Annotated in this window: 3 protein-coding genes; 2 read left to right on the top strand and 1 reads right to left on the bottom strand. The window is 48.4% G+C overall.

Going from position 1 to position 3,522, the window contains the following annotated elements; all coding sequences use genetic code 11:
• Positions 1-194 precede the first annotated feature (194 nt).
• Positions 195-1,955 (bottom strand): formate--tetrahydrofolate ligase, encoded by a 1,761-nt coding sequence (locus tag Q7V48_00995; GenBank protein MDO9209317.1) that lies wholly within the window; start codon positions 1,953-1,955, stop codon positions 195-197.
• A 691-nt stretch (positions 1,956-2,646) separates the two neighbouring features.
• Here Q7V48_00995 and Q7V48_00990 point away from each other — a divergent pair.
• The gene (locus tag Q7V48_00990) at positions 2,647-3,117 is read left to right on the top strand and encodes a hypothetical protein (GenBank protein MDO9209316.1); all 471 of its coding nucleotides are present in this window, start codon (positions 2,647-2,649) and stop codon (positions 3,115-3,117) included.
• Positions 3,118-3,132: 15 nt separating this feature from the next.
• Positions 3,133-3,522, top strand: a 390-nt coding sequence (locus Q7V48_00985) for a hypothetical protein (GenBank protein ID MDO9209315.1), incomplete at its 3' end; no start/stop codon positions are given.

Here is a 3,522-nt window from a genome sequence, read left to right as displayed (position 1 = left end):
AACTCTTCCCGAATCTGTTTGGCCACCTCCGTTCCGCTGATAATTTTCGCGCCCATCTTTTCCTCCTTTATTTCTTTGCCACAGAGTTCACAGAGGTCACCGAGAAAGTTCCATTCGTGGGTAAAAGCAGGATTCAAAGCTTTATCTTTTGGGTTCTCTCGGTGTTCTCTGTGTCCTCTGTGGCGGAATAATCTTTAAAACAAGCCCTTCACCTTTCCGGTCTTTACGTCCACGTCGATCCTCCGGAAAGCCGGATCGGAACTGGTTCCGGGCATCAGGCTGATGGTTCCGGAACAGGGGCAAAGGAATTTCGCCCCCGAAAAAACCAATATATCCCGGATGGGTAAATTCCAGCCCTTGGGCACCCCTTTGAGGGCTGGATCATGGGAAAGGCTCAGGTGCGTCTTCACCATCATGGTGGCAAAATCCTTGAATTTGGGGTCCGCCTCATATTTTTTGGCCTTGGCTTCGGCATCCGGTAACCAGGAAACACCATTGGCTCCATACACTTTCTTGGCTATGGTCTCTACCCTTTGCCGTAAAGGCATTTCTAAGGGATAGAGGAACTTGAAATCCACCTTGTCGTTGCAGGCATCAATGACCGCATCCGCTAACTCCAGGGCTCCATCTCCACCATTGGCCCAGTGGGAGGAGACGGCCACGCGGGCTCCGGCTTGTTCAGCCGCTTTCCGCAAAACGGCAATCTCATCTTTGGTATCGGTGTGGAAGGAATTGATGCAAACCACCGGGTTAATTCCAGCCTGTTTGACGATGCCGATATGATGGATCATGTTGGCGACTCCCTTTTCCAGAAGGGGAATATTCTCCTTGGTGTAGGAAGGATCGAGAGGGAGGCCGGCAACCACTTTGGGTCCGCCGCCATGCATTTTTAAAGCCCGAACCGTGGAGGTAACCACGGCCACATTGGGGATGAGTCCGCTGTTGCGGCATTTCACATTCCAGAATTTTTCAAACCCGATATCCGCTCCAAAACCGCTCTCGGTCACATGGTAATCAAACATTTTCAGCCCGATCCGGTCACCGATGATGGAAGATTGGCCCACGGCAATGTTGGCGAATGGGCCAGCGTGAACCATGACCGGTTGCCCTTCCACGGTCTGCATCAGGGTGGGGTTGATGTTGGAAACCATCCAGGCACACATGGCACCGGCAACTTCCAGGTCGCTGGTGGTGACCGGGTTTCCTTTTTTGTCATAAGCCACGGTGATCTTGCCTAACCTTTCCCGGAGGTCAGCCAGATCCCGGACTATGGAAAGGATGGCCATGAGCTCGGAACCGACGGCAATGCCGAATTTGGAGGGCATCATGAACCCATCCATCTTCCCGCCGATGCCCATGATAATATTCCGCAAACCCTGGGCGCAGAAATCTATGATCCAGCCCATTTCCACGTTCTTGGGGTCAATGTCTAAACGTTTCAGCCCGCGTTTGGCCAATTGCTCGTCCGTGTAATTGGCCTCGTGCTGCATCCGGGCATTGAGGGCCACCATGGCCAAATTGTGGGCATTCATGATGGCGTTGATGTCGCCGGTCAGTCCCATGGAAAATTCGGTCAAGGGAATGGCTTGGGCGTTTCCGCCGCCGGCCGCGCTCCCTTTGATATTCATAGTAGGGCCACCTGAAGGCTGGCGGATGCATCCCCCAACATTTTTCCCTCTTTTCCCCAATCCTTCGATTAGGCCCATGCTGGTGGTGGTCTTTCCTTCACCGAGTGGCGTCGGCGTAATGGCGGTTACATCGATGTACTTCCCATCGGGCTTGTTTTGCAGACGGTTGATGATCTTCATGAAATCAAGTCTTCCCAACCTCCCATAAGGGATAATTTCATCTTTGGCCAATCCTAACTCTTTCTGGAAATCCCCTATGGACTTCAAATGCTCTTCGGCCGCTTCAGAAATCTGCCAATCGGCCATTTTAACTGCATCGTAAGCCATGCCTTAACCCTCCTTTTTTATTTTTTATGTTTTCTTTTTTATCGAAATTTTCTCAACAACAGCAAGACGCAACCTGTCCCTGCTCTCCATCAAGGTTGCGCCGAAAAATTGTCAGGAGAACTATCCCTTGAAGTCTCTGACCACCTCCCTCCTAAAACCCTTCTCTTCTCATTGCCCCATTACAATCCAGGGAATTCCTGGTAAAATTGAACCTTTTAAAATGGGGGTACGGAAATATTGGGAGGAGAGTAATGGGTGTTAAGCAAGAGAACGGAGCCTTGAGACGGCTATTCTCTTTTTTGCCCCAAAAAGAATAACAAAAAAGGACGAAAACCTTCCTTTCTAACCAGGGGTAGAACAGAAAAATCTTTAACCCCTGCCTTGAAAAGAACCGGCCTTTTTTAAACCATTATGATTGAGTTAACCAATAATTATGGGGCAACCAATTACTTCTCTTCGGGCTGAAAAAGCACTGAAAAAATGCTTCATTTCAAGCCCAAACCAAAAATGAATGATTATTCGTTCATTCGTTTATCATATGTGCAATATCTTGTCAAGATTTTTCCAGACTTTTCCGATATTTATTTTTAATAACCAATAAATTTTTGCCTCTTGCCAATAAAAATGTCCTGTGCCAGGATACAAAATGTGTAGATACATAAGATTAAGCCGAATTTTTCAGGGCTACGATATGAAAAAAATTAAAATAGCCGGAATCAGGCAGGTTTCCGATTTGTCTCTGATAGAAGTTCTCTCCTTACCCTTATGCACGTACAGGCCGACAAAAATTCTGAGTCCTTTGGCCGAAAACGGTATAAATTTAGAATTCATCGTGGGCCACGGCAGGAATGATGAAACGATAGACCTCACCCTCGGGGTTAAGCAAAATCAAATTGTTGCCGCTCTCGGTTTGTTGCAGGGATTGAAGGAAAAATTCGAGGTGGAAGAGATTCGTTCCCGGGATGGGGTGGGGATGATTTCTCTCTTCCCCCATGGAAGCCGGGCCGCGGTAATCGGAAATTTTTTCTCTGCTTTTCAAGATGCCGGGATCAAACTTTTCACCGTCACCTTTTCCCTTTCGGCTATCTCCGGCCTTATGGACGAGCGTTTTATCCCCGATGCTCTAAACGCTCTCAGTGAATATTTCGAGCTCCCCGGATAATTTTTAATTTTAGAGATGGCCAAGATCAAAATTCATAACCTTTTCTCTATTCCCGACCAGGCCTTTCTTACCATCCGGGTGGAAGAAAAAAAGGTAGAATTTCTGCCACCCATCCTCTATGCCCTTCGCGAAGAAGGAATTTCCATTCCTTTCATCGTGCAGTCCATCGACCGCAATGGAAATTTCATCCTTTCTTTGGCCACCTCCCAAAAGGACTTGGACTGGGTGAGGGCTGCTTTTCAGGAGGGACTTGACCTGCCGCAGTCGAAGGCAATCGAGGTCAAAAAGGGGGCTGTTTTAATTACTTTATATGGGCCTCATTTCGGTGAAATCCCAGGGATCGCCAGCCGCATTTTCTCTGCCCTGGCCGGCGAAGGAGTCGAAATTATTGCCCTGAGTGCTTCT

The sequence above is a fragment of the Deltaproteobacteria bacterium genome (assembly GCA_030654105.1).
Classification (GTDB): domain Bacteria; phylum Desulfobacterota; class SM23-61; order SM23-61; family SM23-61; genus JAHJQK01.
Note: the sequence above shows the minus strand (reverse complement) of the source record. Positions and strands in the feature narration are given on the sequence as shown.